The organism is Brevibacillus sp. FSL L8-0520, from assembly GCF_037963895.1.
Lineage (GTDB): Bacteria > Bacillota > Bacilli > Brevibacillales > Brevibacillaceae > Brevibacillus > Brevibacillus borstelensis.
In genome coordinates, this window is the sequence record NZ_CP150171.1 from 4,644,802 (window position 1) to 4,669,583 (window position 24,782).

Here is a 24,782-nt window from a genome sequence, read left to right on the forward strand (position 1 = left end):
TTTTCTTTTGTCATGCAAATGATGATCTTCCGTTAAGCAGTCATCTTTTGGGAAAGCTAGATGAGGACACTAGCAGAACGGTATTCATAAAGGATGAACATCATTGAAAGACAAAATGTTTACCAAACGGACATTCTTACATGGACATACAAACTCCCGCAACGCGCAGGCTGCACTGAGAGGAGAGCTGTCGGGCGTAAAAAGGCTCCTTCCTTTTCTGGGCCCCGCATTTATCGCTTCTATTGCTTATATAGATCCAGGAAACTTCGCGACAAATATTACAGCCGGCTCAAAATACGGCTATCTGTTGCTCTGGGTGATTGCCGTCTCGAATCTGATGGCCGTCCTGATCCAATCCTTGTCAGCAAAGCTGGGCATCGCGACGGGAAAAAATCTGCCCGAAGTAGCACGTGAACGGCTGCCTAAAGGCGTGTCTTTTTTTCTATGGGTGCAGAGCGAACTCGTGATTATCGCGACAGATTTAGCGGAGTTTATCGGAGCGGCACTCGGGCTCTCTTTGTTATCCGGTCTTCAGATGCCTGCAGCGGCTGTCATTGCGGCTGCAGGCTCGTTTGCCATATTGGAGCTGCAGCGAAGGGGGTACCGTTCCTTCGAGGCGGTTATCGCTTCCATGCTGCTTGTCGTCGTATTGGCATTTGCGGTCCAAATCTTCATGGTAAAGCCGGATCTTGCAGCCATTGCAAAAAGCGTGTTTTTGCCGAGGTTTGCAGATACGGACAGTATCCTGCTGGCAGCCGGCATATTGGGTGCGACGGTAATGCCCCATGCCATTTATCTGCATTCCTCGCTTACACAAAATCGCGTGATCGGACGGAACGATCATGAAAAAAAGCAAATCTTCAAGTTTGAATGCATCGATATTATCATCGCAATGGTCATCGCCGGAGCGATTAATATGAGTATGCTGATCGTGGCCGCCGCAATGTTTTATGCACACGGTCTATTCATCGAAGACTTGACCACGGCCTTTCACGCATTTAACGATTATGTCGGCCCAGTCGCCTCCTTTTCGTTCGGGCTGGGACTGCTCATCGCCGGATTGTCCAGCTCTTCGGTCGGAACACTGTCAGGCGATATTGTCATGCAAGGGTTTGTAAACATGCGAATCAACTTGTATATTCGCAGAGCTGTCACGATGATTCCGCCGCTGCTGCTCATCGTTTCGGGAGTAAACCCTACGAGTGCATTGGTGACAAGCCAGGTCGTTTTGTCATTTGGAATTGCTTTTGCCCTTGTCCCGCTCATTCTATTTACGAGCAACAAGAGCATTATGGGGGGATTGGCGAATCATCGTGTGACAACGCTATTAGCTTGGATCGTCGCTCTTTTGGTTGTCATTTTGAATATATTTCTGCTGGTTGAGACGCTTTTTTAAAAGGGGTTCGCCACTCACTTGCATGGCTTACCGGCAATCCGCGTCTCAGCCATGGATGGCTTGGCCTGTCGCATTCAGTATGGCCTCCAGCAGCGTTTCCGACAGAGTCGGATGGGCCGCGATAAAGTCTTCCATGGCATCTGCCGTCATTTCCGCATGCAGCATGACGGTTCCCTGACCGACCATTTCCGTCGCCCGGGGACCGACAATCGAGATGCCGACGATTTCATTGAATGTCGGCTCGACGATAACCTTCACTTTTCCCGCCTGTTCATGTAAGATCAACGCTTTTCCATTTGCGGCAAAAGGGAATTCGCCAACGCGGACATCTCCGTACCGCTCTCTGGCTTGCAACTCCGTAAGCCCGACACTGGCGATCTCCGGCGAGGTGTAGATACAGCGGGGGACAGCGCGATAGGATGCTTTCTTCTCCACGCCGCAAGCGTTGAGTGCCGCCACTTCGCCCTCGTGAAAAGCGACATGGGCAAGCTGAATGCCGCCAATGACGTCTCCGCAGGCATATATGTGGGAGACGCTTGTCTGCATGGTCTCGTCAACCTGAATGCCTTTCCCGGAATACTGCACGCCAATCCGGTCCAACCCCAGCTCCTCTACCCTCGGCTTTCTGCCAATTGCCACCAATACATGCTCCGCCCGTATTTCTTCCACTCCGGCTCCCGTTTGTACGGACACTGTTTTCGTTGCCGCATCTGCGCCCGACAGGGCAGTCCCGGTATAAATGGTTGCCCCATCCTCTTCCAACCGCCGTTTCAGCACCTCTGCGATGTCACGGTCTTCTCCCGGCAACAGCTGTTCAGCCATTTCTACGATCGTGACCTTTGCGCCCATTCTGCTGTAGATGCTGGCAAATTCACAGCCAATCACCCCTCCCCCTACGATCAGGAGCGTGGCGGGAATGCGAGAAAGCGACATCGCCTGACTGCTGTGGATGATCCAGCTTCCGTCAAATGGAGCAAACGGCAGTTCGATCGGCTCGGAACCCGTTGCAATAATAAAGCGGTCAGCGGCGACTTCTTCCACTCCGTCCGGTTTTTCCACTTTCACGACCCGGTCCGTCAAAAAGGAAGCTTTCCCCTGGATGACTTGCACCTTGTTTTTTTTCATCAGGTATCCTACGCCGAGGACGAGCTTTTTCATCACGCTGTTTTTATATTGCTGGACCCCGTACCAGTCGACGTACACGCCGCTTGCCGGCACGGCGATCCCGAAGGCGGAGGCCCGCTTTACCTGTTCAAGCGTTTCCGCGCTTTCCACCAGCGATTTCGTCGGGATGCAGCCTTCGTTGAGGCAAGTGCCGCCCAATTGGCGGTCCTCTATGACAATGACTTGCTGTCCTTTGCGTGCGGCTGTTATGGCAGCGACGTAGCCTGCCGGTCCTCCGCCGATAATGACTACAGTTCCCACGAGGTCTCCTCCTTACAATAGCAGACTCAGCGGATTCTCCAGGCAGTCCTTGACGCTTCCCAGAAATTGAGCCGCCGGCGCTCCATCCAGCACACGGTGATCAAATGTGAGGCTGAGCGGAAGCAGGCTGCGCCGTTGCAGCTCTTCTCCCCTGTAAACGGGCACCGCCTCGATTGCGCCGACACCGAGAATGCCGGCCTCCGGAGGATTGAGCACAGGCGTAAAATGCTCTACCCCGTACGCCCCCAAATTGCTGATCGTAAAGGTTGATCCTTTCATCTCGTCGCCGCTCAGCCGGTTGTTGCGGGCTTGCTCGCCAAGCGACTTGATCGCCTTCGATAGCTCCAGCAGCGAAAGTTGGTCAGCGTGGCGGATTACGGGGACCACGAGCCCCTTCTCCAGAGCGACGGCGATTCCGAGATGGACATGTCCATATGTCTCGATTCTCGGCTCCTGCTGATCGGTCAAATACGCGCTGTTCATCAGTCTATGCTTTTTCAGCGAAAGGACAACCGCCCGGGCGATCAAGTCGGTTACGGTAAGCTTCCCTTCCTGGCGCTTTTCCAGTTCGGAGGCAAGCTGTCTTTGCAACGCCAAAAGGTCGGTCAGGTCAGCCTTTGCGGTCATCGTTAGTTGGGCGCTCTGCTGCAGGCTTTCCAGCATGCGTGTGGCGATTACCTTTCGCATTCCGGTCACTGCGGTACGCTCCACCACTTCCTGATTGGAAGCCGTTTTTGAAGCTTCCACGGCAGGCTGCGTGGATGACAAAGGGGCTGCCGCAGGCTGAGAAGTCCCTTGCGGCTGAGGGGCCGTTTCTGCGCGGTAAGCGGCCTCCTTCGCCAACGCCTTTTCCACGTCCTCCTTCGTGATGCGGCCTTGCGGGCCAGTACCTGTGATGGACTCCAGATCCAATCCCGCTTCTTCCGCCATTTTTTTGGCGACCGGCGAAACTCTCAGATTGCTGCCTTTGCGCCCTGCCGGCGCTGGTGTCGTGTTTTCCGTTGTCGGCGCTGGTGTCGTGTTTTCCGCCGTGACTGCTGCTGACACCGGCGCCGTTTTTTCCGCCGCGACTGCCGCTGCGGCCACCTCCTGGGTTGATTCTGCTCCTGCATGGGATGCGTGTTCAATTTGCTCCCCCGACTCTCCGATATAGCCGAGTACGGTTCCATAAGGTACAACTCCGCCATCATTGACGGCGATCGCAAGCAGGATGCCGTCTGCCGGCGCTTCCAGCTCCATTTCGATTTTTTCCGAGCTGATGTCGACAATTCCCTCGCCTTTCGCGATTGGGTCCCCGACTTGCTTTTTCCAGGCGATCACCGTTCCTTCCACCATGGACATTCCCAATTTGGGCATGATCACTTCCGCTGCCATGTTTTCCATTCCCTCCCTCGTTTATTGGGCTGGCAGGCACTCCTTCTCGCTCGGGGAGTGCCCCGCTTTTTCAGGAAACCGCCATGATGGACTCGTCGCCGATCAATTCGGAGACGACCTCGATCACTTTTTTCGCAGAGGGCAAATACAGGTCTTCCAGAGGCGGCGAGAACGGCACAGGCGTATGCGGAGCCGTAATCCGTTTGATCGGCGCGTCGAGCGTGTCAAAGCCTTTGTCTGCGACGAGCGCCGCGATGTCGGTCGCAATGCTGCAGCGCGGATTGGCTTCGTCGATGACGATGAGCCGGTTGGTTTTGGCTACGGAGGAGAGGATGGTGTCTTCGTCCAGCGGCGACAAGCTGCGCGGGTCTACCACCTCGACCTCGATGCCCTTCTTGGCGAGCAGCTCGGCCGCCTCCAGAGCCGTGTGCACCTGTTTGCCGATGGCGACGATGGTCACATCGGAGCCGGTGCGCTTGATGTCCGCTTTCCCGAGAGGAATCGTATAGTGTCCTTCCGGTACCTCACCCGTCATGTTGTAGAGGGTTTTGTCTTCGAAGAAAACGACCGGGTCGTTGTCGGCGATGGCCGTCAGCAGCAAGCCTTTCGCATCGTAAGGTGTCGACGGAACCACCACCTTGATGCCGGGGATGTGGGTGAACATGGCATACAAGCTCTGCGAGTGCTGGGCCGCAGCGCGGAATCCGGCCCCGTGCATCGTGCGGATCGTGATCGGCACCTGGGCTTTGCCTCCGAACATGTAGCGGAATTTGGCCCCCTGGTTCATCACCTGGTCGAGACAACTGCCGATAAAATCGTTGAACATCAGCTCCGCAATCGGCCGCAAGCCCGTTGCGGCTGCAGCCATGGCCGCCCCCACATAACCGGCTTCCGTAATCGGCGTATCGAGTACGCGGTCCCGGCCAAATTCCTGGACCAAGCCTTTGGTCACGCCAAGAACGCCGCCCCATGCTTCATCGTCCTGCAGATGATCGACCTGCGCCCCTCCGGCTACGTCTTCTCCCAGCAAAATGACGTTTTCGTCCTGCTTCATCGCAATTTTCATCGCTTCATTAATCGCTTTTGAAAAACTGAGCTTTCTCGCCATCATTTCTCCTCCCTTCCATTAGTAAGAGACGTATACATCGGTCAAGAGCTCGCCCGCTTCCGGGTATGGACTCTGCTCGGCAAAGCGGATCGCGTTCTGAATCGACTGTTCCGCCGCTTCCTCTATCTGCCCCAATTCAGCTTCCGCTAGCAGCCGGCTTTCCGTCAGATAATCCCGGAACAGCTTGATCGCATCGCGCTCCTGGATGTGCGCCTGTTTTTCCGATTCCTTTTTATACTTTTGGGCGTCGCCCTCGAAATGACCGTAGTTGCGATAAGTAATGCACTCGATCAGGGTCGGCCCTTCTCCCGCTCTGGCCCTTTTCACCGCTTCTTCGGCGACACGGTAGACCTCCAGCACATTTTTGCCGTCCACGATAACACCGGGGATATTGTAAGCGCTTGCGCGGTCGGCTATATTTGTACAACTGGAGGCATACGTAAATGGCGTCGCCTCCCCGTATCCGTTGTTTTCGGCGACGAAGATCACGGGCAGCTTCCAAATCGCCGCCAGGTTGATCCCCTCATGGAATGTCCCCTGGTTGTTGGCTCCGTCGCCAAAAAAGCAGACGCTTACACTTTGAGTCCGCTTCAGCTTGGCTGTCAAAGCCGCTCCGCACGCCAGAGGGAAGCCTCCTCCCACGATGCCGTTTGCTCCCAGCATCCCTTTGTCCAGATCGGCGATGTGCATGGAGCCGCCTTTCCCTTTGCACAGCCCCGTCGCCTTTCCGTAAATCTCGGCCATCATCCCGTCCAGATCGCAGCCCTTGGCAATGCAGTGGCCGTGCCCGCGGTGTGTGCTCGTAATCGTGTCCCGCACTTCAAGATGGGCTCCGACTCCCACCGCAATGGCTTCCTCACCAGCGTACAAATGAACAAATCCCGGAAGCTTCCCTTGGCCAAACAGGAGATGCACGGCATCTTCAAACTTGCGAATCTCCAGCATTTTTTGATACATCCATCTCGCCTTTTCCTGTGACAACACCTTATCCTTTGTCGCGGTTATCTTCATTCGAGCTTCCTCCCATCTTTCCTGAGCTTACAACCCGCAAATCAACTACTCGCACACGATTCCCAGCTTCGGCCAGCCTTCCCCCTTCCTTGCCCTATACCCGAAGCAAGTCGTGTGCCAACGCGGCAAACACCGCCGCTTCGTTGAAAAACGGGCATTGTCCGCGCGTCGTCCCATTATCTTGCAATACGAAATGAGACGAATTCCCAAACTGTCTCATTTTGTCTCAGACGTGCCCCAGAGCCGCTTTTGGAATCGAGTAGGAGGGGGCGACTAACCCCCGTCCTCTCACACCACCGTACGTACCGTTCGGTATACGGCGGTTCACCAAGCTTGACGAATTTGAGAATATCGTTGCACTAAGCTTTTCAGCCCTTGTTGTTGCCAGTAGGCAATGCCGAGGGCTTTGTGTATATGCGGAGATTTTGTGGTACGCCATGCACCCTTGCGGGTATTTGCAATTTCAATGGCTTTTACGTGAGATATGCCAAGAGAACGAAGTTCTCGATATCTGGTTCTCACGCGTTTCCACTGCATCCACAAACAAAGACGGAGCCTGCGCCTTGTCCATTCCTCAATGGATTGTAGAATGCCCTTCGCGTCTGCAAGGGCGAAATATCCAATCCAGCCCATGAGGTACTGATTTATTCTTTCAATCCGCTTCTCCATCGAGATGCTCCACACCGGATTCGTGATCGTGCGGATTTTCTCTTTTAGCTTGAGGAGGGATTTGGGGTGGATGCGAATCCTTGTCTGTTTTGCAAAGGTAAAACTAAAGCCCAAGAATTTTCGTTTCCATGGTCGGTCTATCGCGCTTTTCTCCTCATTTACTTTTAGCCTTAGTACCTTCTCCAAGTGGTTTTGAATACTCTTCTTTACTCGTTCCCCTGCCCGTTTTGTTTTCACGTAGATATTACAATCGTCTGCGTAGCGGCAGAAACGGTGGCCTCTCTTTTCGAGTTCCTTGTCCAAATCATCAAGTAGGATATTTGCCAAAAGTGGGCTTAACGGCCCACCTTGCGGTGTTCCTTCACTTGATGTTGTACAGACGCCATTTATCATGATCCCCGCATTCAAGTAGGAACGAATCAGTCTTAAAATTCTCTTGTCCTGAACTTTTCGAGCCACACGGCTCATTAGAATATCATGATTTACGCGATCAAAGAATTTCTCTAGATCGATGTCCACCACGAAACGATATCCTTCGGAGATATACGCTTGCGCTTTCCTTACTGCCATGTGAGCGCTACGTTTTGGACGGAACCCATAGCTAGATTCCGAGAAGGTGGGGTCGAAGATCGGCGTTAACACTTGGAGGATGGCCTGCTGAATAAAGCGGTCTACCACGGTGGGAATGCCTAATAACCTTACACCACCGTCAGGTTTCGGGATTTCGACTCTGCGAACAGGTGAAGGTCTATAGGTTCCCCTTTCCATCTTCTCGCGGATGGCTTGCCAGTGTTCACGTAGATAATCGCGTAGTTGTTCGGTTGAAACACCATCGACTCCACCGACACCTTTGTTTTCCTCCACTCGTTGGAGTGCCATCCGTAAGTTTTCCCGTGATAAGACTTTTTCCAGCAAATCCATAATGATGTTCCTTCCTTCGCACATGCGGACTCCGTGCTTGCTGTACGATACTCAGCCCTCTTTTGTACCCTCGGGGCTTCACCCCTGCTCTTCAAAAGTAGTTCCTTGACAGAATTCTGCTTCGACGTACCGTATCAAAAGACATGGATCGCATGCTGACTTGATGTTCGGCCCTTCCCCATTCAAGCGTCCTCTACTCGGGTACTATGGCCTCTGCTGACTTCTGCATGTTCAGCGTCTCCTTACGGAGACGGTTACCAACAGTTGAAGGCGTTTCATGCAGACCTCCCCAGGTAAGAACGATAACTTTCATCCCATGTACCTGCCCAAGTTTACTACTGTATCCCTTGGCTGTATGGGGCTTTGTCTTGTTTGGCAGACTCGCCCGGATACAACAGCCTCAAATTGGGTTCGTGTACCTCAGGTCGGGATTTTGCCGCCGGCTTCCTTCAGATTCGACCTCGCGGTCGACACCCTTGCCTTGAGCTAACGGTTGGTACAGCCAACCCCCGTTCGGGACTTTCACCCTATAGCTATCGCCCATGCTGGGCGCACCAAAAAAACAGCCACCGGTGCAGAAAACACCGATGGCTGCGCTTTTGTTTTTTCCTTACACGTGCACAGGGTACCTCCTGCGGCAATCGTCCACAGCCTGCTGCAAGCCGTCCAGCTCAAACCGCAAGCAGTCGCTGTACGGCACGAGTGATGACAGCGAGGCAAGCTGCTGTGTGAGCAGCCCGACAAAGTCTTCTGCGGTCATGTCCCCCACAAGCTCCGACAGACTCGACATGCGGGCCGGTTCCACGATGGGATGGTCTGCCGCAGACGCTCCCCCGGCGGCGAGATCATAAAACGCTTTGACCAGCTTTCCTCTCGCCTCGCCGCTTCCTTCGACCAGCACAAATGCCTGGACGATGACTGCTCTCGTCTGCCTTCTTTGGGCGATTCCGCAAAACTTTTTCCCCCTGACGCTGACGTCAAATTCTCCCGGACAGTACGAGCCGCTTACTTCCCCGGTTTCGATCCTGCAAGACCGGCTTTTCAGACTTTGCCGGATGAGCTCCGCCATCAGGGCAAAGTGGCGCTGTACATCCAGATCGCCTTGCCGATTGGGCAAAATCAGGGACAGATTGACGACGCCGGGGTCCAGCGGCACTGCCGCTCCTCCTGAATTGCGAACCGTCACGGAATAGCCTTGTCCCTGCAGCCACTGGACAGCTTCCCGGACCCGGGGCAGCTTCCAGTCTCTCGACCCGAGCACAAACGCTCTTTCATGCCTCCATAGATGAACAGCGGGCTCCAGCAGGCCGTGCCCTACTTGCCTTCCGTACACTTCATCGAAAGCAAACGGAACCACGATGTCTCCTGTCATCACGTTGGCTGCGGCATCGATAGCGCCTAGCCGAGCAGGCAAGCTTGCTTTGTCCATTCCATCTCCTTTCCGCGCTGCCTTACAGGTTGTACTTTTGCAATTTCCTGTAAAAGGTGCTGCGTGGCATTCCCAAAAGACCAGCTGCAGCGGAAGCGCTTCCATTCGTTTTCTGCAAAGCCTGGATGATCGATTGCTTTTCAAGCTCCTCGCGGTACGTCAACGTTTCCGCACGGCCGCCCCCGCTCTCGCCACCGCCTTTCACAGCAGTCAGCGATCCAGCCATCAGGTTTGGGGACGCTGCCCCTCCCGCCCCGGTCTGAAATTGTTCATGCAGGAGGTATGGCAGCTCCTCTTCGCCGATAATGCTGAGCCTCTCCAATGTATTGAACAGCTCCCGAATGTTCCCGGGCCAGTCGTATTCCATCAGCTGCCGCATGACATGAGGGATAGCCGGCAGCTCCACTTTATTCTGCTGGCAGAAAAAGCGAATCAGACTGGGGATGTCTTCTTTCCGCTCGCGCAGCGGCGGCAGATAGAGCGGGAACACGTGCAGACGGTAGTACAAGTCCTCCCGGAACTTCCCTTCCTTCACCAGCAGGGCCAGGTCCCGGTGCGTAGCGGCAATGACGCGAATATTTACCGGAATTTCCGCATGGCTGCCGATCGGCGTAACCTTCCTTTCCTGCAAAACGCGCAGCAGGGCAACCTGCATCTGATGCGGAATCTCGCCGATCTCATCGAGGAACAAGGTGCCTCCGTTTGCCTGCTCCAGCTTTCCTTTATATCCGTGGCGCCGCGATCCGGTAAATGCCCCTTCCGCATAGCCAAACAGCTCGCTTTCGATCAGGTCTTTGGGGATGGCGCCGCAATTCACCGCAACGAAGGGGCCCGCCTTGTACGGACTGTTCAGATGAATGGCCCGGGCGACGAGCTCCTTCCCCGTCCCGCTTTCCCCCCGGATGCATACATTGGCGCTGCTTTTGGAGATGCGTTCGATTTGCCCGAGAACGTGCCGGAACGCTTTGCTTGTTCCTGCTTCGCCCGGGAACTGAATCTGACTGGACGGAAACGGAGCTTGCAAACGCCGGATGCTTGCCTCGGACTCCAGCAATACCGCACAGTACCCGAGCAGTCCTCCGTGCTGCCTGGAGTAGACAGGCGTACGCTTTCGTTCCACATAGCGGTACTCGTCCAACAGGTCCTGGTAGTCGCATGCTCCCGGCCACTGCAGCATCTTTTGACGAACAGCTTTGTTGACGAAAACGACCTGCTGTCGCAGGTTCAAAATCACGATCGGCTGATTCGTCTCCGCCAGCTCCCATCCACAACGGATAAGCTCCAGCTCTTCCAGCTCGCGCCTTCTGCTCCATTCCTGCTCTACGGTATAAGCGATGGAGGAAACGATGGCCAGCATATGGGGATGGCTTCGCTCCAGCGGGCACGAGATATCGAGGATGCCGACCAGTTTGCCTTCGTCGTCGTGAATAGGCGCGGCCGAGCAGCTCCATTTATGGGAAGCCACCGAATAGTGCTCCGGGCCGCTGATCAGGATCGGCTCTCCGGCATGGAGCGCTGTGCCAATCGCGTTTGTTCCCACCTCTTCTTCGGTCCAGCGAACGCCCTCCACGAAATTGATATCTTCGGCATATTGCAAAATGGACTTCTTCCCTTTCATGGAGAGCACATAACCCTCAGCGTCTATCAGGATGGCGATCATCCCGGTGTCTTCAATAAATTTGGACATTTTCTCCACATGCGGCAAGGTAATTTCGAGCAATTGCCGATGCTTCCGCTTCTGGCTGTCAAAAGACTCGCCCTTCAAAATTTCCCGTCCCGTCCCCAGATAGGGATCGACATACCTGTTTTTGCAGCGAAGCCACGATTCAGAGATTCGCTTGTTGATGCGTGCAGAGTCGATAACACCTTCTTGTACAAAACGTTTCCACATTTTCGAAGAAAGCGTTTCGTTATACAAGGAGCCGCCCTCCTTTGCTTTTCATGGATAAGGGAATATCTATAGATTACCTGTTTTCATCCGGTTTCTCAATATTCCGAAAATTACCTCTTTGTCTTGGCTGCCGGTGTTTCCGTCGAAAAGCCAGCTCATTATAGTTTGCCTTTTTCGTTCAATTTTTCTTCTCCTGTAGCTTGGGATAGCGAATGGCTTTCTGTGATTTCTGCTTCGCAAAAAAAAAACACCCAGCGAGTTTCACGCAAAGTCTGATAATCATTTATGATGGACAAAACTGTATTTTTGCCCGTATCGACTGACAGGGCATCAGTTTTACACGGAATATGACCTTAACCACAGATTGTTAACCTTCACAATACCGCCAGGATGATGTAGCACTAAATCAGCCAATTCCTTTACCATCAACTGAAACTCATCGCTTCTTGCTTCATCTATTAGCAAATATTGTACGGTGACTGATCCGGCAGAAGGTGAAATGCCCCTCGCACTCAACCGTTTGAAAAAAATTAAGAAGAGACCCGAACCTTTTTCCCATAGAGAGGCAATATAGGGTGTAAGCTGCTTACTCAGGAGGGCCCTCTGAATGCAAAATGAAGAGATGTACCAATTACTCATAAAAATGAAAGAGGGTGATCAACAGGCGTTTCATACGGTGTATGATGCCACCTATAAGGACATCTACCGGACAGTCTCCTTTCTGGTGGATCATCAGCAGGATCGGGAAGATATCATGAATGAGATCTATATGCAAATGTGGACCTCACTTGCCAACTACGATACGAACCGTCCTTTCCACTTTTGGCTGCACGGCTTGGTAATCCGTCAAGTGCAGAGATTTCGGGTCAAGAGCTGGAGGAGATTCCGAATTTTTGAACGCATCCGTGCCTTCTCTCGGGAAGAGTCTTATTGGGATCAACATACTGCTTTGATGGATGGTACAAACCAAATGATATCGCAATCCATACGAAAACTGACCGACAAACAGCGGACAGTGATTATCTTCCGCTTTTTTCACGACTATACCCTTGAAGAAATTGCGACTTTGCTCGACATTCCGCTGGGTACAGTGAAGTCTAGATATCATGCTGGCCTCCAGGCGCTTCGAAAAAACTTAGGGAATCTCCCCCTGGAAAGGATGGAAAAGATCAATGACTATCGAACGCAAAATCCGTGAGCATCTGCACGAAGAGGCAGAAACGATGGAGTGCCCTCCGGCCATTTCCAAACGAATCGAACAATCCTACTATCAATATTTGCAACGAAAAAGGAGCGAAAAACCCATGAAAAAACGAGTAATTGGCGGAATCGTTGCTGCTGCGTTTTTGATTCCAACCGCAGCATTTGCGGCCCCTGCCCTGATTGAAATGCTTACCAGAACACCAATGACTGCTGAACAAGTCAAGGTGGATGAGGTTGGCAAAGCAGCACTGGAGAAGCTGTATAGCGCATTTCCCGAAACAAGATCGTTTGAGATTGTCGATGCAAGCTACCTTGGAGAAGCCCCCGCTGATTCAACTAAAAAGCAAGCGATCCAGACAAGCATCGCACTGCAGGAAAAGGGAGGAGCCGGCAAAAAGATCAGCCTTACCATCGATGTTACGGGCAAGATTGACAGCGTGATTCAAGAGAATTGGGAGGAGAAGCCCGTCAGTTCTTTAACCAATCAGGAAATCAAAGAGAAAGTAAATAACCTCATTGACAAAATGTATGGCAGCATCGACGGCTATGAGGTTTCTATGGAGCCAATGGGGGAGCCGAATCAAAAGACGTTTCTATTGAATTACATCGAAAAGGGGTCCCAAATACCGTTCTACCAGGTATTTGTTAAGGACAATAGAATAGATGTTACTCTGCACGGAGGCGAGCGTACACCTTCAAACCTTGTTAAAGTAGAAGGCTTTTTCACCAGAGATGGCAAGCCTGATACTTTTGCTGATTCCTTTTTAAATGATGAAAACCTGTTTTCTTTACTAAACATGAGCCCAACAGAATTGAAACAAGAATTAGCAAAAGGCAAATCTGTTGTGGAGGTTGCCGCCTCTAAAAATGTCTCTAAACAACAAGTGATTGATGTGATTGCAAAAACACAGGTTGAAAAAGAGCTACAAGCTGACCAAAATGGAGCAAGTGTAAGCAATCATGTAAAGGAACAAATGATGAAAGCACTTGAACCAAAAGTAGTACATGTTATTGAACACAAATCTGAAACGCCAGCGAAGAACTGACCAGTCACCACAGTATCAATCGAGATTCGTAACAAGAATAAGAGGCCGGTTTCCTTATTGTTCAGGAAACCGGCTTTTTTAGATCAAACGGGGCTTAGCGTACAAAATCCGCAGTTTGTTGGCGGGACCTTTCTTCAACCGCCTGTGAGTGTAGGACAGGAAAAGTCTAGCGTCAAGGGTTGATTTATAAACTTTTCCACCCTTGTTTGAAAGGTTGAAGAAAGGCTTCGTTGCTATTGCTCTACCTGGATCGGAACTTCCCATTTTACATCATGCTGTTTGATTTTCTCATCATACGTGATCGTGAACTCTTTCACGTCTTTATTTTTCGTCCTGATCTTAATCTGGGCATTCAGCTTCCTTGTTCCGTCCTCTGCGATGGTTATTTGGGGACTGAGTAAAAGAGCGTTGGACTCTCCCTTCTCGTCTGTTGCCATCCAGCTTTTCCCAACACCCACAACATCCTTTGCCAAAGTGCCTTCCATATCAATGATGTAAATGGTATCATCCCCACGCTCTTGCTTTTTGACGGGTGTAAACGTAAACGTATTTCCTTCCTCTGTGACCGTCACTGGCTTTTTATCCAGTTCAGCAATCGAAAGCTTCGCACGAAAATCAGCTTTTTCTGCTGTATAGACAGCATCCAGTTTCATTGTTACTTTTTTTGTGTGATCAATCGGAGCGAAGGAATGAACCCAGACGTTTTTATAGGGCAAACGTCCTGCATTATACATTCCACCTCGACTTAAACCCGGTATGACATTGCTGCTCAGCTCTTCACCGGGATAAATCACATGCAAGTCGTCCCAAGAAGCCAAAACCGTTCCCTGCTCATCAATCAGGCTGTACCGGACACCTTTGTCCCGGCCGGTCCCCTCGCTGACGGCAAACTGCAGCTGAGCCGCGCTTGGGCTAAAACGAGCTTCCTTCAGATCGATCCATTCTCCTTGCGGTGTCGTGAGCTTCTGCTGGACGGAGACCGTTTTTGTCGCTGCTTTTGCCGGTCGCAGATCAATCGGGATATCAAAGTTCCAGCTCCCTTTCGTCTCTCCCAATTGCTTTACCCGTACTTCGAGTATCGCTTCGTCCGGCAGCCTGCTCCGATCGTCAAATAGCTCTGCAAAATCACGTCCGATTACAAAATTCTCACCGTTTGGCAGAGGCATCCATCGAAATGAATCTGGAAGCTTTGAATTAGGCGGGTTCAAGACACGCCCATTTTTGTCTTTTAACTGGATGACTCGATACTCTTCCACATTTTCACTGGAAATTCTGCTGAACTGGTCCTGCCAGAAGGTATCCAGCTTTTTCCCCTCCTTGTCGGTAAGCGAACCCAGAACCATGATTCGAGCAGAGTCGGCCAACACTGCCTTCATTTCCATGGTCAGGCCCTGATCCGTCACTTTCAGGTTAAGGGGCTTTACATATCCCTTCTCGGCAGCTACGAGAGCTCCTTTATCTGTCTGCTCTTCTGAATACAAGCTGACAACGCTCTCGGTATCGGTATACGGCCCTTTCAGCGGATTTGCTGCATAGAACAGTCCATTCACATACGAAGCGAAAGTCGGTGACACAAGTGTTCCCAAAGCCACAACCACAGCCAGTCCTGCTACAGCCATCGTCGTTTTTTTCATCAAAGCAACACTCCGTTTTTTCCAGTCTATTTTCTGGGCTCGGTGTCTATCGATCCGTCTCAACACATTCAGGGGATGAGGCGGGACCTTTTCCATGACTTGCTGAATGACTGCATCGGTGTGCCATTTTTCCTGCTCCCCAAGCGTACCCGACTCGTCCAAATACTGCTCGAACAGCCGTTGACAAGCCGAGCAGGTGAGCAGATGATTTTGTACGTTTTGTCTATCCCGCAAAGAAAGTGAGTCTTCCAGATAAGCATCCAGCATGTCTTTGTCCAGGCATGTCATAGATAGCAGTCCCCTCCTTTGCCTCTTCTCGTCAGCGCTTCCTTCAGTTTTGTCTTCCCTCTGGACAAACGCGTACGAACCGTGCTGATCGGAACACCCAGCTTTTTACTGATTTCTTCATAACTCATGTACTGGAGATACCGCATTTCCAGGACGACACGATGCTTCGAATCCAAAGCCTTTATCCGATCCTGCAAATAAGAGTTTTGCTCTTTGACAAGGTACTCCGCTTCGGGCGTATGACTGGTGGCCAGCTCCACTTCTGTGTTCGTAACCATTATCGACCGTTTTCGGCTTCGCAGTTCATCGAAACAATGATTGGTCGCGATCCTGTACAGCCATGCGCCAAATTCGTAGCTTTTGTTGTAGTCGCCCAGATGGTAGTACACCTTGATAAATATTTCTTGAGCGATGTCTTGCTCATGGGGCGGCTGCCCTAACATCTTGCGGATCAGAAGCGTGATTCGCCTATTATATTTTTGTATGATCTGAGCAAAGGCCTCTTTGTTGCCTCGGAGGACCTCGTCCACGATCATCTTGTCGTCCTGCATCTGTTCTCCTCCCATTCAAAAAGGTCGCTGCGCAGCGGTCGCCTTTTTGCTGTACATGTATATACGACGGAAAATGGAGGAAAAAAATCGCATTTTTTTCTTTCCTGACACAAAAAAGCTGCCGGGATGATCCCGGACAGCCTTTACATTCTACTCTTTTTGATCTTACAGATTTTGCAATGGCGGAATGCTATCTTCGGCGCCTGCATGTTTCCCGTAAATCCCCATATCCAACTGTTTCGTAACCTTGCTTGTAAGCAATCCTGCTGTCATGCTCCCGCTTACGTTGACGGCTGTCCGTGCCATATCAATCAGCGGCTCGATTGAGATAAGCAGCCCGACCAGTGCCACTGGCAGGTTCATCGTGGAGAGGACAATAAGCGCCGAAAACGTTGCTCCGCCGCCTACCCCTGCAACACCAAAGGAACTGATGGCCACGACAGCGATCAAGGTCAAAATAAAGGTTGGGCTCGTCGGGTCGATCCCTGCCGCAGGTGCGACCATGACTGCCAGCATGGCCGGATAAATTCCGGCGCATCCATTTTGCCCGATCGAAATTCCGAATGATCCTGCAAAATTGGCGATTCCCTCGGGGACGCCCAATTCTTTGTGCTGTGTTTGGACATTTAGCGGCAGGGTGCCTGCACTGGAACGCGAGGTAAAGGCAAAGGTCAGGACAGGGATCGCTTTCTTTACGTAGGTCAAAGGATTTAAGCCAGAGAGCGCAATAAGCAGCAGGTGAACACCAAACATAATGAGCAGAGCGACATACGAAGCCAGCACAAATTTGCCAAGCCGCCAAATGGCATTCAGATCACTCGTCGCCGCTATTTTTGTCATTAAGGCAAGCACGCCGTATGGAGTCAGTCGCAGAATCAATGTCACGACTCTCATGATGATCGTGTAAAGGGCGTCGGTCATCTTCGCAAACATGTCGGCCTGGTCCGGTTTTTTCCGCTTCACTCCCAGATAAGCCATGCCCAAGAAGGCGGAGAAGATCACGACCGCAATCGTCGATGTCGGACGCGCTCCCGTCAGATCCAGAAACGGGTTGCCGGGGAGGAGCTCTACCAGTTTTTGCGGTGCGGACATGTTCTCAAGATTCCCCAATGTTTTTTCGATTTTCTCCAACTGGGCGACCTCTTTTGCTCCCTGATCCAGCTGCAAGGACTGCAAATCGGCCGCAAGCGATGCCCCTATGCCGATTGCCGCAGCAATCGCAGTCGTGCCAACCAGTAACCCGATGATCAAGCCCCCGATTTTGCCGATATTGTGCGACAGCGTCGCTTTCGTGAATGCGGACAGGATCGAAATGAACACGAGCGGCATGACAACCATCTGCAGCAATTTGATATAGCCATTCCCCGCGATGTTGAACCAATCGACGGACAGCTTGATCACTTCAGACCCTGATCCGTAGACAAATTGCAGCAAGAGGCCAAACAGTATTCCCAGGCCCAATGCGGCAAACACCCGCTTGGTAAAAGAGGCGAACCTCTTTTGCATGGAATACAGGATGAATAGAATGATCAGCATGCCCAGGATGTTCAGAAGCACCTGTACAGTCATGAGGACTCCCTCTTTTCATGGTTTATTGGACCCATTGGTGAACGGCACTGGCCATTCTCTGCAAGCCCTCTTCCAGGACAGACCGTGGACAAGCGATATTCACTCTCGTAAACCCTTCTCCTCCCTTCCCAAATTTGTAGCCCTCGTCCAATGCCACCTTGGCCTGCTTTCGAAAGAACTGTTCGAGTGTCTTCGCATCCATTCCCAATTCGCGGCAATCGAGCCATACCAGATAGGTTCCTTCCGGCTGGATCACTTTGATTGGCTTTATATGGGCTTCAATAAAGTCTGTCAGAAAAGCCAGATTGTCTCCTACATACGCGAGGCATTGATCCAGCCATTCATCACCATGTCGGTAGGCCGTTTCGGCAGGCCAAATGTGTTGGACAGACTCAGATGAAGCATATCCAATGCTTTCGTAAACATCGCCCGTTTCTGTTGATCCGGAATGATGATGTTGGACATTTGCAGACCTGCCATATTAAATGTTTTGCTTGGTGCTGTGCATGTGATCGACCCAAGCGCAAACTGCTCCGAAATGCTGGCAAACGGCGTATGGCGATGTCCATTGTGGATCAGATCGAAGTGAGCCTCATCGGATACTACAAGGATGTCATGCTCGGCACATATTTTGCCCAAGCGTTCAAGCTCCGCTTTTGTCCACACTCTCCCGACCGGGTTGTGCGGGTTGCAAAGAATGATCATCTTTACCTTTGGATCGATTTTGCCGATAAGATCGTCGTAATCCATTTCATACCGGCCATTGTTCAGCATCAGCGGATTTAGCACCAGCTCCCGGTTATTTTTTTGCACAATACCGGGAAAGGGATGGTACACCGGCGGCAGAATGATCACTTTGTCTTCCGGCTCCGTAAAGGTTTGGACAATGATGCTCAATGCTGTTAAAATGCCTGGACTGCAGCGTATCCATTCTTTTTTGATCTCCCAATGATGCCGGCGTTTCACCCAGCCGGCAAACGACTCAAAATAGCTGTCGGACCTCGCTGTATAGCCAAAAATTCCATGCTCCGCCCTGCTGATCAGACGTTCAATGACGGGCAGAGGGCAGCGAAAATCCATGTCGGCTATCCACATGGGCAGGATATCTTTGTCACCGAACAGCTTTTCCGTTCTGTCCCACTTGATCGAATCAGTGTGAAATCGGTTGTGGACTTGATCGAAATCGTAGTGCATGTACCTAACCTCCCCATGATGGCGCTTTCATTTTATTGTTGCGCTGCCTGTAAAAAAGCAGGCAGCCATTCCCTTTCGGCAACCGTCTATTTTCATCGGCCAGAGCCACTGTGATACAGACCTGCCAAACAGGCGAATACAGGCTTCTCGATCCCGAGTGGCAGCATCGTGCTCATAAACCTACCTGGTCCATGTTCGATTAGGTTCTCCTTGTCTCTCGCCTTACGATGGGAAGCCCTTGTTTCACCCATTCGTCAAAGCCGCCGATCAAGTTCCGAACATTTTTGAAGCCGTGTGCCTGCAAAAGGCTCACCCCGATGGCGGATCTTCTCCCTGATTTGCATTGGACCAGGATCGGTTTGTCACGGGGCAATTCCTGAATGCTTGCCGGCAAGTATCCAAGCATGATGTGTTTCGCTTCGGGAATACAGCCATCAGCATGCTCTTTTGCATAACGGACATCTAGAACGTATATCTGTTTCGTTTGTACTTGCTCCCCTACCTCCTCTGGCGTTACCTCCTCGTATTTGGCGAACTTCGAGTCATCATGGAGCTCGAACACATCCAGATCCATCGTGGAAGCGACCTGGTCCAATCCGATTGACTGCAAAGCCTTTCGAATATCTGGAACGGACTGCTTGTCGGCCAACAGGTAGATGGGCCGATCATAGTCGAGCAGCCAGCCAGCCCACGTGACGAATGATTGGTCATAAGGAATATTGATGACTCCCGGCAAATGCCTTTGGGCGAACATGCTTGCCGGACGGGTATCGACAACCATGCCTTGCTGCACCCATGCCTCTACTGCGTCTAATGAAGCCTCTGCTTGCAACGGAGCTGCTATCTCTTGCACCAGTTGTGGGCCCATTTTATTGAGCTGCTTCATCATCGCAAAATAGGTTGGCGGCTCGGGCTGCCCCGCCAGCAATTCCTGGATAAAATCATTTTCATGCTCATGCTGCAACGCCCAATTCGTCCGTTTCTCATAGCCGACCGTGGACGATTGGACGGCCCCGATCGCCTTGCCGCACGCGCTGCCCGCCCCATGCCCGGGCCAGACTTGCAGATAGTCAGGGAGTTTTTTGAATCGCGCCAGCGAGTGAAACATTTTCCGTGCCATCTCCTCAGCGGAGCCGCTTACCTTTGCCGCTTTTTCCAAAAGGTCTGGACGCCCCACGTCACCGACAAACACGAAGTCCCCTGTGAAAATCCCGATCGGTTCGTTTGCCGAAGAACCGCCATCTGTCAACAGCAGCGATATGTGTTCGGGGGTGTGTCCCGGCGTATGGAGCACCTCGAACGTGAGATTGCCAATCTGGAAGGTGTCGCCGTCCTTTAGCAAGCAATGCTTGTATTCGCTTGCGTATTGGTAGCGCCAATCCGCCCCTCCTGCATCGGACAAGTACAAGGCAGCTCCGAATCTCGAAGCGATTTCCCGTGCGCCGGAAAGAAAGTCGGCATGAATGTGTGTTTCCGTCACGCCAACGATCTTCACCCCGTTTGCTTTTGCAGCTTTGGCATATGTTTCGATATCGCGGGCAGGATCAATGACGATGGCCTCGCCGGAAGCCTGGCATCCCACCAGATAAGATGCCTGGGCCAATTTGTCATCATAGAAATACTTGAGCAGCATAAGTCAGCCTCCATCCATCTTTTCATTAATTTTTGTCCGATCTGACAAGAGATCGGTAAGCAAAGCGTTTGTGCGGAATGGTTTGGTTTTACATCATCCCTTTGAGCATGCCCTTCCAGTACATCACGGGAAGCAAATCCTTTTTCAGCCAATACATACTGAGCCTTTCACGGGATTGATCAAAGGGAAACGACTCTTGGGGATTGAGCTCATAATCGAATTCCGCCAATATCAATTTTCCATAGCCGGTCACGAGCGGGCATGAGGTATATCCGTTGTATTTGTCGCAAACAGGCTTTCCGCTGATCATGGCCAGCAGGTTTTGCACGACGATCGGCCCCTGCTTGCGGATCGCGGCGCCCGTTTTTGATGTCGGCAAATTGGTGCAGTCCCCCACCCCGAAAACATTCCCAAACCGTTTATGCTGCAGCGTGTATTTATCCACATCGAGCCAACCGTCGCCTGCCGCAAGCGGACTTTTTTTGATAAAATCGGGGGCGCTCATCGGCGGCACGACATGAATCATGTCATAGGGCATGATCACACGCTCGTTGGTATCCATGTTCACAAAGACCGCTTGTTTTTTATCACCGATAATTTCAACGAGATTATGCTTGAACCGTGTCTCGATTTGTTTTCTTTCAATCACCTTCTGCAAAGCATCCGCATACTTTTTCACGGCGAATATGCTCGCTCCGCCGGAGACAAAACGGATGGATGCCCGGGAGCGTACGCCTGATTTGCGAAAGTAATCATCCGCCAAATACATGATTTTCTGAGGAGCCCCGCCGCATTTTACGGGAGTATTGGGGTTGGTAAAAATCGCCGTGCCGCCCGTAAAGCTGCGAATATTGTCCCATGTGCTCTCGACGTAATCATAAGAGTAATTGCTGCAAACCCCGTGTTTGCCAATACTCTCCTTCAGCCCTTTTACCTTCTCCCAATCAATCTGGATGCCCGCTGAAACGACCAGATAGTCGTAGCGGATTTTGTCTCCGGACGCGGTTACGACGGTGTTTTCGTTCGGCAAAAATTCAGTAACGGCATCTTGCACCCATTTCGCGCCATTCGGGATCAGCGATGCTTCCTCGCGCTCGGTAACCTCCTTGCGAACGACACCGGCACCGGCAAGCGTCCACAATGGCTGATAGTAATGCTTCGTCGAGAAGTCTACGATGGCAATCTTTCCGAACAAATCACGCGACTTGCGCAGAAGACGTGCTGCAACCGAGATGCCTGCGCTGCCTCCGCCTACAATCACGATTTTGTAGTGAGCAACTGACATTTCCATCCACCCCATCCCCATGTAAAGTCACAAATTCAAGGCCTCTGCATTGAAAAACAGCATGTAAATGGCAACTGCGGCCCGCCAAACATTGACCTGCTCACCAGCAGCACTCGCCTCCTCTTGCTTTTTCTTTGGCATAGACATTCGGACAGCCATGCTCATCATCGAGATGGAAAATAAAAACAATAATTGGTTTTCAGGTATCAATGTACCGGCAAACGATCCGAAATATGCTCCTATTGCACCAAGAATGGCAAAAATCACCGCTGTTTTCCATCGGACATGACCGGCCCTGGCGTGCGGAATGAAATTGGAGCAACGACATGATTGCGAGAATCACGTGAATCGATGTCTGCTCAACCTTCTCCTTCTGACAACATCGGCCTTTTGGACAACACCCGTCCTTTTGATAACTCCCTCCTTCCCGACTCGCTTGCCCTCCCTTCAGACATACTTGACCATGAGTAATAGCAAGCATCGTGCCAATTCGATTTTTCCCGTCAAATCGCCATTTTTCGCTTGTCGCTTTTATGCGCAATTGTCAGCTTTGAAAGCATAATTGATGGAATATTCAGTTATAATTTGGGCTTGAAGCCTCTTGCAACACTGACAACGGTTTGGCATTGTTGGCAAAAGGCAGGCAGAGATTCGGGAAGCTACGCAAAAAAGCCACCCTTTCAGGTGACCTTGCAAATCTTATACCTCGCCTCTCCCAAAACGGGAACGGGCTCTACCACGCCGGTTCGGCAATTTCCTGTATACACTCCGCTACATCATTTTTTGGACTTCCGACAATATGGGAGACAGGGTAGGCTCGCATCTGCGCCGCATCGTAAGGAGTGAGAAGCGACCTCAGCAATTCAGAGTCGCATGTATCGCGATCCAGCCAAATTGCTTCCTCCTCAGGTCCCTTTAAAATAACGGGCATGCGGTCATGGATGCCTGCGACAACCTCGTTGGCACTGGTCGTAATGATTGCACAGGTATGAAGCTTCACCCCATCTGCATTTGTCCAGGTATCAAAGAGACCGGCAAAAGCAAACGGTTCCTCATTTTTCATCATAATGCGCATGGACTGCTTGCCTTTTTGCGTTTGCCTCCATTCATAAAAGCCGTCAGCCGGAATGAGACATCGCTTGCGGACAAAGAGCTTTCGGAAAGCCGGCCTCTCGGTTAAAGTCTCGGCCCGCGCATTGATCATTTTATAACTGTTCCTGTCGTCTTGAGCCCATGACGGAACAAGCCCCCAGCGCAATTGTCCGAGTCTTTGGCGCCCTCCGTCAGCTAGAATGGCCGGAATTGGCTGGCCGGGGGCGATGTTGTACCGCGGCTTTAGGTCGAACAGGATTTCCTGCAGTTGAAACCGGCTCATCAGCTTCTCCGGGTCGGTGACAAGCGTAAAGCGCCCGCACATAGGCAATTCCCTCCTGCCACCAGCATTCCTCATTCCCAACAAAAATACCCCCTCCCCGAAGCACGGGAGCGATTAGACGTGTCATCCCATCTCCTACTCTCCGGTACATAACAAAAAAGCCCCCGAAGGCGCTTTTTCTTCATAATCCCGCTATTCTTTTGCCCCATTTCTCTCTAATAACTCTGTGAGCTTTGCGTCGTTTATTTCCCTTGAGATTTTTAACGGCGAGTCTCCATAAAAATCTTTGATATTGGGATCGGCTTTGTTCATTAGCAAGTACTCCGCTACCTCATGCTTTTTCCCGATGACAGCATGTAAAAGCGCCGTTCTTCCATCATTGTCTGTAACATCGGGATTCATATTATTCTGGATGAACGGCTTTACCTCGTCCACATTGCCGTTTTGTGCAGCACGGATGAACTCATTTGGGTTGAAGGTTTCATCGTAATTGTCATTGTAATTCTTCGTTTGCCCGAGGTGAAAAACAGCGGAAAGCTGAAATAAACCGATTCCAACAAGCACAGTGAATAGGGCAAAAATCAAATATCGTTTATTCATATCGCACCTCATTCTTTATAGACAACCCCTATGAACGTATATGGCAGCAGCAAGCCTAACTCTTTGCATCCTGTTTACGTAACAGAGTCATTTCAACGGAAGGCTGCTTTGCTTATTCCTTTCTGGAACGACAAGCACTTTGGAAGGCCACTCGCCAACTGCCACTTGTTGCTTCTGTTTAAGCTCCTCAGTATCAAACACCGATAGGGTCCCCTGTGTCATATTCGAGACAAGGAGGTTTGAACCATCCAAAGCGATAGAGGAAGGCGTTGGGGATTGCAGCTTTGCTTTCAGCTCCATTTTTTTCAGGTCATAGACTGAGATCGTGTCCCCCGTCATGTCCAGGTCCGTAAAATGATTAACGAAGGCTATGTCTCCCTTTCGCACAATGGATTGAGGAAAGGTTTCTTCCAAAGTGATCTCCTGCAAGACAGAACCTGTTTTCGGATTCAGCACCTTCAGTTTGCTCGTATAGGATTCCGGACGTTTCACCCACTTCGGTTTAGGTCCTTTGGCGAACCCGGCATAGACAGCTATATAGTGATCCTGAAATGGAACAACGCCATTGGGCGGAAGTTCTTCCGGAATATCGTTCATGGTTATGATTTGGTACTTGCCCGTCTCGGCTTTGCCAATTTGGACCTTTTTTGCATACTGCCCATAATTATGCGCCCCGCCTGAGTTCACGTACATCGTTATGCCGTTTTCTGCCGGGATCATAGAGCGCACGGCCCCAGGTACGGTTAGCGTCTCGATGAGAGAAAAAGAGTCGAGATCGACAAGCATGAAATGAAAACCCACATTTCGGGATTCCACGGATGAAGCAATATACGCGATTCGATCGTGAATAAAAAGCTTTTGCGGAATGTAGGGCACGGCGTACAGGTCTTTTCTGGGCTCCTCAATTCCTGGATCAATCAGATACAGCGTTTGCCCATCGATCTGTGCATCGATCAGGAATTTGCCGATTTTCTTCTCCTTTACTACTTTGTAGTCTTTATCCAAAGTAACAACATTGGATTTTCCTGCTTGTTTGATGACTGCCAGATGCGGTGTTTTATTTTGCAAAGGCATTTCATCCGTATTCTGGCAGCCTGCTATGAACAGGATGGATACGAGCAGAAACAGCATGTATTTTTTCAATTGGGAACTCCCTCCGATCATGCAGAAACGGACCGAG

The 24,782-nt window shown here is 51.2% G+C and carries 21 protein-coding genes; 3 read left to right on the forward strand and 18 right to left on the reverse strand.

Going from position 1 to position 24,782, the window contains the following annotated elements; translation table 11 throughout:
- Positions 1 to 115 precede the first annotated feature (115 nt).
- Positions 116 to 1,396 (forward strand): Nramp family divalent metal transporter, encoded by a 1,281-nt coding sequence (locus NSQ24_RS22765; RefSeq protein WP_051925595.1) that lies wholly within the window; start codon positions 116 to 118, stop codon positions 1,394 to 1,396.
- A 45-nt stretch (positions 1,397 to 1,441) separates the two neighbouring features.
- Here NSQ24_RS22765 and lpdA read toward each other — a convergent pair whose 3' ends face one another.
- The 7 genes from lpdA to NSQ24_RS22800 form a co-directional block, all read right to left on the reverse strand.
- Positions 1,442 to 2,821, reverse strand: coding sequence for a dihydrolipoyl dehydrogenase (lpdA, locus tag NSQ24_RS22770; RefSeq protein ID WP_243014884.1), 1,380 nt, complete (start codon positions 2,819 to 2,821; stop codon positions 1,442 to 1,444).
- 12 nt (positions 2,822 to 2,833) lie between these two features.
- A complete protein-coding gene (locus NSQ24_RS22775) occupies positions 2,834 to 4,195 on the reverse strand; it encodes a dihydrolipoamide acetyltransferase family protein (protein WP_339166653.1) in 1,362 nt (453 codons plus the stop codon).
- A gap of 70 nt (positions 4,196 to 4,265) precedes the next feature.
- Complete coding sequence (locus NSQ24_RS22780) at positions 4,266 to 5,303, reverse strand: alpha-ketoacid dehydrogenase subunit beta (RefSeq protein WP_003390124.1); 1,038 nt, start codon at positions 5,301 to 5,303, stop codon at positions 4,266 to 4,268.
- An 18-nt stretch (positions 5,304 to 5,321) separates the two neighbouring features.
- Positions 5,322 to 6,314, reverse strand: a complete 993-nt coding sequence (locus NSQ24_RS22785; protein ID WP_122957840.1) for a thiamine pyrophosphate-dependent dehydrogenase E1 component subunit alpha — start codon at positions 6,312 to 6,314, stop codon at positions 5,322 to 5,324.
- 324 nt (positions 6,315 to 6,638) lie between these two features.
- Positions 6,639 to 7,904 (reverse strand): group II intron reverse transcriptase/maturase, encoded by a 1,266-nt coding sequence (ltrA, locus tag NSQ24_RS22790; protein WP_024985202.1) that lies wholly within the window; start codon positions 7,902 to 7,904, stop codon positions 6,639 to 6,641.
- Positions 7,905 to 8,514: 610 nt separating this feature from the next.
- Positions 8,515 to 9,333 (reverse strand): biotin/lipoate A/B protein ligase, encoded by an 819-nt coding sequence (locus NSQ24_RS22795; protein WP_003390128.1) that lies wholly within the window; start codon positions 9,331 to 9,333, stop codon positions 8,515 to 8,517.
- A gap of 22 nt (positions 9,334 to 9,355) precedes the next feature.
- Positions 9,356 to 11,224: a sigma-54-dependent Fis family transcriptional regulator gene (locus tag NSQ24_RS22800; protein ID WP_035979890.1), complete on the reverse strand. Its 1,869-nt coding sequence runs from the start codon at positions 11,222 to 11,224 to the stop codon at positions 9,356 to 9,358.
- Between the two features lie 607 nt (positions 11,225 to 11,831).
- Between NSQ24_RS22800 and NSQ24_RS22805 the strand changes: the two genes are divergently transcribed.
- Together NSQ24_RS22805 and NSQ24_RS22810 are read left to right on the forward strand one after the other, a co-directional pair.
- Complete coding sequence (locus tag NSQ24_RS22805; RefSeq protein ID WP_003390131.1) at positions 11,832 to 12,422, forward strand: sigma-70 family RNA polymerase sigma factor; 591 nt, start codon at positions 11,832 to 11,834, stop codon at positions 12,420 to 12,422.
- A complete protein-coding gene (locus tag NSQ24_RS22810; RefSeq protein ID WP_339166655.1) occupies positions 12,397 to 13,473 on the forward strand; it encodes a hypothetical protein in 1,077 nt (358 codons plus the stop codon). The genes NSQ24_RS22805 and NSQ24_RS22810 overlap by 26 nt, the downstream gene beginning before the upstream one ends.
- Before the next feature lie 233 nt (positions 13,474 to 13,706).
- Here the strand turns inward: NSQ24_RS22810 and NSQ24_RS22815 are convergent, their stop codons facing one another.
- The 11 genes from NSQ24_RS22815 to NSQ24_RS22865 form a co-directional block, all read right to left on the reverse strand.
- Positions 13,707 to 15,395, reverse strand: a complete 1,689-nt coding sequence (locus NSQ24_RS22815; RefSeq protein WP_024984627.1) for a DUF4179 domain-containing protein — start codon at positions 15,393 to 15,395, stop codon at positions 13,707 to 13,709.
- Positions 15,392 to 15,946: an RNA polymerase sigma factor gene (locus tag NSQ24_RS22820; RefSeq protein ID WP_003390136.1), complete on the reverse strand. Its 555-nt coding sequence runs from the start codon at positions 15,944 to 15,946 to the stop codon at positions 15,392 to 15,394. The genes NSQ24_RS22815 and NSQ24_RS22820 overlap by 4 nt, the downstream gene beginning before the upstream one ends.
- A gap of 165 nt (positions 15,947 to 16,111) precedes the next feature.
- Positions 16,112 to 17,515, reverse strand: a complete 1,404-nt coding sequence (locus tag NSQ24_RS22825) for an L-cystine transporter (protein WP_031933185.1) — start codon at positions 17,513 to 17,515, stop codon at positions 16,112 to 16,114.
- A gap of 22 nt (positions 17,516 to 17,537) precedes the next feature.
- Positions 17,538 to 17,927, reverse strand: coding sequence for an aminotransferase class I/II-fold pyridoxal phosphate-dependent enzyme (locus NSQ24_RS22830; protein ID WP_339168075.1), 390 nt, complete (start codon positions 17,925 to 17,927; stop codon positions 17,538 to 17,540).
- Entirely contained in the window at positions 17,828 to 18,709 is an 882-nt protein-coding gene (locus tag NSQ24_RS22835) for a PatB family C-S lyase (RefSeq protein WP_339166658.1), read from the reverse strand. Before NSQ24_RS22835 ends, NSQ24_RS22830 begins: the two co-directional genes overlap by 100 nt.
- 199 nt (positions 18,710 to 18,908) lie before the next feature.
- Complete coding sequence (locus NSQ24_RS22840; RefSeq protein ID WP_339166660.1) at positions 18,909 to 20,342, reverse strand: MBL fold metallo-hydrolase; 1,434 nt, start codon at positions 20,340 to 20,342, stop codon at positions 18,909 to 18,911.
- An 88-nt stretch (positions 20,343 to 20,430) separates the two neighbouring features.
- Positions 20,431 to 21,627, reverse strand: a complete 1,197-nt coding sequence (locus NSQ24_RS22845; RefSeq protein ID WP_122957861.1) for an FAD/NAD(P)-binding oxidoreductase — start codon at positions 21,625 to 21,627, stop codon at positions 20,431 to 20,433.
- Positions 21,628 to 21,654: 27 nt separating this feature from the next.
- Positions 21,655 to 21,936, reverse strand: coding sequence for a sulfite exporter TauE/SafE family protein (locus NSQ24_RS22850; protein WP_081607803.1), 282 nt, complete (start codon positions 21,934 to 21,936; stop codon positions 21,655 to 21,657).
- Between the two features lie 424 nt (positions 21,937 to 22,360).
- Positions 22,361 to 23,044, reverse strand: coding sequence for an SOS response-associated peptidase (locus tag NSQ24_RS22855; RefSeq protein ID WP_243014880.1), 684 nt, complete (start codon positions 23,042 to 23,044; stop codon positions 22,361 to 22,363).
- Between the two features lie 150 nt (positions 23,045 to 23,194).
- The gene (locus tag NSQ24_RS22860; RefSeq protein ID WP_024984623.1) at positions 23,195 to 23,602 is read right to left on the reverse strand and encodes an ankyrin repeat domain-containing protein; all 408 of its coding nucleotides are present in this window, start codon (positions 23,600 to 23,602) and stop codon (positions 23,195 to 23,197) included.
- A gap of 87 nt (positions 23,603 to 23,689) precedes the next feature.
- Positions 23,690 to 24,745: a hypothetical protein gene (locus tag NSQ24_RS22865; RefSeq protein ID WP_339166663.1), complete on the reverse strand. Its 1,056-nt coding sequence runs from the start codon at positions 24,743 to 24,745 to the stop codon at positions 23,690 to 23,692.
- Positions 24,746 to 24,782 lie beyond the last annotated feature (37 nt).

Excerpts from the sequence above, each read along its gene's own strand:
- ltrA (WP_024985202.1), bottom strand. The coding sequence starts at position 7,904 with ATGGATTTGCTGGAAAAAGTCTTATCACGGGAAAACTTACGGATGGCA.
- NSQ24_RS22805 (WP_003390131.1), top strand. The coding sequence starts at position 11,832 with ATGCAAAATGAAGAGATGTACCAATTACTCATAAAAATGAAAGAGGGT.
- NSQ24_RS22765 (WP_051925595.1), top strand. The coding sequence starts at position 116 with ATGTTTACCAAACGGACATTCTTACATGGACATACAAACTCCCGCAAC.
- NSQ24_RS22835 (WP_339166658.1), bottom strand. The coding sequence starts at position 18,709 with ATGCACTACGATTTCGATCAAGTCCACAACCGATTTCACACTGATTCG.
- NSQ24_RS22800 (WP_035979890.1), bottom strand. The coding sequence starts at position 11,224 with ATGTGGAAACGTTTTGTACAAGAAGGTGTTATCGACTCTGCACGCATC.
- NSQ24_RS22820 (WP_003390136.1), bottom strand. The coding sequence starts at position 15,946 with ATGCAGGACGACAAGATGATCGTGGACGAGGTCCTCCGAGGCAACAAA.
- NSQ24_RS22795 (WP_003390128.1), bottom strand. The coding sequence starts at position 9,333 with ATGGACAAAGCAAGCTTGCCTGCTCGGCTAGGCGCTATCGATGCCGCA.
- NSQ24_RS22840 (WP_339166660.1), bottom strand. The coding sequence starts at position 20,342 with ATGCTGCTCAAGTATTTCTATGATGACAAATTGGCCCAGGCATCTTAT.
- NSQ24_RS22855 (WP_243014880.1), bottom strand. The coding sequence starts at position 23,044 with ATGTGCGGGCGCTTTACGCTTGTCACCGACCCGGAGAAGCTGATGAGC.
- NSQ24_RS22785 (WP_122957840.1), bottom strand. The coding sequence starts at position 6,314 with ATGAAGATAACCGCGACAAAGGATAAGGTGTTGTCACAGGAAAAGGCG.
- NSQ24_RS22810 (WP_339166655.1), top strand. The coding sequence starts at position 12,397 with ATGACTATCGAACGCAAAATCCGTGAGCATCTGCACGAAGAGGCAGAA.
- NSQ24_RS22780 (WP_003390124.1), bottom strand. The coding sequence starts at position 5,303 with ATGGCGAGAAAGCTCAGTTTTTCAAAAGCGATTAATGAAGCGATGAAA.
- NSQ24_RS22860 (WP_024984623.1), bottom strand. The coding sequence starts at position 23,602 with ATGAATAAACGATATTTGATTTTTGCCCTATTCACTGTGCTTGTTGGA.
- NSQ24_RS22775 (WP_339166653.1), bottom strand. The coding sequence starts at position 4,195 with ATGGCAGCGGAAGTGATCATGCCCAAATTGGGAATGTCCATGGTGGAA.
- NSQ24_RS22815 (WP_024984627.1), bottom strand. The coding sequence starts at position 15,395 with ATGACATGCCTGGACAAAGACATGCTGGATGCTTATCTGGAAGACTCA.
- NSQ24_RS22845 (WP_122957861.1), bottom strand. The coding sequence starts at position 21,627 with ATGTCAGTTGCTCACTACAAAATCGTGATTGTAGGCGGAGGCAGCGCA.
- NSQ24_RS22825 (WP_031933185.1), bottom strand. The coding sequence starts at position 17,515 with ATGACTGTACAGGTGCTTCTGAACATCCTGGGCATGCTGATCATTCTA.